Below are 2,825 nucleotides of genomic sequence, written 5' to 3'. Positions count from 1 at the left end.
CTACCCGCTGAAGGTTTGCAGCTGAAGCTGTCCCTGACCGCCCTCGACCTACTCGCCTGGACACGCATCCTGCTACTGGAAGGCGAACTGGCACCCGCCGAGCCGAAGAAGCTCCGCTACCGGCTGCTCCACGCAGCTGCCCGCATCACCCGCGCAGGGCGCCGCATACACCTGCGGATCGCCGCGACCTGGCCCTGGCGAAACCAGCTGACCAGCGCATTCGCCCGCCTAGCGGCACTGCCACGGCCAGCCACCTGAACCTCGGCACCGTCCCTGCACACCCACGACCGAGGAACCCTGGAGAACCCGACCCGCGCGTCGGGCCTCGACCATGCCCACCCGGCAGCGAACAACCAGAACCCCCACCACACGGCCATCACACCAACTCAGCCACCCGAAGCGAAACGGGGAGGCTAAAGGCGCTCAGCGGGGCTCGATATCAGGCGGGAAGCCATAGATTCCCGGTTCTGTGACGCAGTCGTCGGGGATGTCGAGAGGGCAGACACTCCAGCACCGTGCGATGCGCATCACGTGCTGTTCGCGCGGGGTGGTCTCGAAAAACGCTTCCCACTCTGATTCGTCCCAGATCTGCCATCCTTCTGTAAGCCAGCGATGCCCCACGCCGAGTTCGCTTTCGATATCCGTGGGATCGCCGATGTGGAGCGGGACGGCGGCATCGCCGTAGTAGTAGGCGCGAGTGAGCTTGCCGTCGGTAGCCCGGGCCCAGCCGTGGTGTTCACCGATCCGGTCGGTCGTGAAGAATTGGACCTCGCCGAGTTTGGCGCTCAGTTGGCGGATCCAGTCGGGGAAACGCGGGTCTGAGGCTTCGAAGGCCCCAGGCATGTGGATGCGGCCGTGGGCCAGCGTCCACGACGCAACTGGCCGGGCGACGAACACACCCTGTTCGTAGGCGGCGTCGGTGCCGCTGGCCCAGTCCATGATCCGGCGATATCGCAGGCCCAGAGCTTCGGCAACGGCCTCCGGCGAGGCGTCTGGTACTGCGAGCCACGCAGTTTTATAGCCGATCCCCATGATCCTCCCTTCGAGATGACGGGAGGATCTTCGCAGATGGGGGTGCCAAGCGCGTCGCGAGATCACCATCGACGCGTTCTTCGACCTCGCCTACGCGATCATCACCGTGTGTAGCCTGATCCGGAAAGCCTGGACCCGACCAGCACGCCGCCCATGAAGATCACCTATTTGCGCGGCCTCTAAGCCCGGAGAACTGGCGCGACCCAGACCCTACGACGCTGAATTCAATAAGACGTCATTGCATTTGACGAATCTGCTGTGGCAGACGAGCCCTTCTGCCCTGTTCCCCAAAGGCGTCGGCCAACCGGGCTGCGGATGCCATTGGCGGCGAGGCTTGGTCAGTCACCTTCCCAGTAGTTCATGAACCAGTGGGCGTCGAAGTAGCGGGCCATCGTGAACGGGTGGTGCGGGTCGACGAGGATGCGGCAGACGAACTCCGCGGCCTGGCACTCGAAGGGGAAGTCTTCCCCGTCGAAGGACCGCACCACAACGGGCCAACGGTCGGGGTCGTCGCCGTCGGCCCTCCAGCAGTACAGGTCCTCGTTCTCAGTGCCCGCCCAGATGAGCAGCCCTTCCTCCCTGAGATCCGTCCACGGCTCCTGGTTCAGGTCCAGATACGCGTCGAAGGCGCCCTCGCCGAACGTCTCGACCATGCGCTTGTAGTCGCTCGGCAGCGCGGTGTCCAGGCGCGACTCCACCTCCGCCCAGTCCACGTCCGGCCGCTGGGCGGGCTGTGTCCAGCCGGTGATCCGTTTCAGCCGCTCCATCCAGTCGACGTCCTCGTCCGGAGCTACCGTAGCCCAAGGAACGGTCCCGTGGCCGTGCCACTCTCGTGCCAGAACGGACGGGGACTCACGGGGAACCGGGGTCCGGAGGGGTGAGTTCGTCCGGACTCTGCCCACGGTACGGAATCCACAGCTCACGCGCGTGATCGCCCAACCTCGCTCCTGAAGCGGGTATCGCGCCTGCGTCCCGCGGCCGAAGTCCAGCACCCGACGCGCGTTGAACTCCTGCACGACACCAATGTGCCGATCCAGATCGCTGCGGTTGGAATCGAGCGGGTGGTAGATCTCGGCCAGCCGCGGGTGTCCGAAGATCTCGCCGGTCATGCGGCCGAAGGTATACGAAGGACGCGGAAGGGGTGCCCTCCCCAACGGCGGAAGGGCACCCCCAAATACGGTCAGCGGTGGTCGTAGCGGTCGTGGCCTCCGTGGCCCCAGCGACCGTCGCGGTGGTGGCCCCAGCGACCGTCGCCGCGGTGGTGGCCCCAACGACCGTCGCCGCGGTGGTGGTGGCCCCAACGACCGTCCCGCTGGTGGCCCCAACGACCGTCGCTGTCGCCACGCCAGTCGTCGTCATCATGGTCGTGACCACGGTCGTGCGTGGCATGAGATACCACCGATGGCGCGGTGGCGGCGCTGGCGCCGGTGGCGCCGCCCAACAGGACGGCGGCCGCGACGCCCAACGCGGCGGCAAAACGGGAAACCCGCATTCCGTGCTCCTTTCACGGCAGGTGCCTGATGCGCCTGCCTGGGTCGGACGCATCGATGTTCACATCCGAAATCCACCGTTATGCACGAATCACCAGCAAAGGCACCTCATGTGACGAAGAATCCTTGCGCCGGGAACCGGCGCCCGGCATGTCGACGTCACGCGCGCACGCGTACGGGTGGCTCCCCCGTCCATCAGGGTGAACTTGCACCTCACGATCCCGCCGAACTCGCACTCCCCTGGCACCCGCCTCTACGCGAGTACCTCCACCAGGAACACCCCCGCCCCGACTCCTCGCGCAA

The 2,825-nt window shown here is 66.2% G+C and carries 4 protein-coding genes and 1 pseudogene; 2 read left to right on the top strand and 3 right to left on the bottom strand.

Annotated features, from left to right (window positions below):
• Positions 1 to 258: transposase (locus VXC91_RS44290; protein ID WP_329513001.1), on the top strand; the 258-nt coding region annotated here is incomplete at its 5' end.
• 165 nt (positions 259 to 423) lie between these two features.
• Here the strand turns inward: VXC91_RS44290 and VXC91_RS44285 are convergent.
• Complete coding sequence (locus tag VXC91_RS44285; protein ID WP_329513000.1) at positions 424 to 1,032, bottom strand: hypothetical protein; 609 nt, start codon at positions 1,030 to 1,032, stop codon at positions 424 to 426.
• A gap of 43 nt (positions 1,033 to 1,075) precedes the next feature.
• On the opposite strand from VXC91_RS44285, the pseudogene VXC91_RS47370 reads away from it, so the two are divergent.
• A pseudogene (locus VXC91_RS47370) lies at positions 1,076 to 1,189 on the top strand (IS5/IS1182 family transposase); the annotation flags it as partial.
• A gap of 181 nt (positions 1,190 to 1,370) precedes the next feature.
• Here the strand turns inward: VXC91_RS47370 and VXC91_RS44280 are convergent.
• Entirely contained in the window at positions 1,371 to 2,141 is a 771-nt protein-coding gene (locus tag VXC91_RS44280; protein ID WP_329512999.1) for an SMI1/KNR4 family protein, read from the bottom strand.
• Between the two features lie 71 nt (positions 2,142 to 2,212).
• Entirely contained in the window at positions 2,213 to 2,524 is a 312-nt protein-coding gene (locus VXC91_RS44275) for a hypothetical protein (protein WP_329512998.1), read from the bottom strand.
• Positions 2,525 to 2,825: the final 301 nt, after the last annotated feature.

This window comes from Streptomyces chiangmaiensis (genome assembly GCF_036281785.1).
Taxonomy (GTDB): domain Bacteria; phylum Actinomycetota; class Actinomycetes; order Streptomycetales; family Streptomycetaceae; genus Streptomyces; species Streptomyces chiangmaiensis.
The sequence above is the reverse complement of the archived record's forward strand: the minus strand, read 5'-3'. Positions and strand labels throughout refer to the sequence as shown.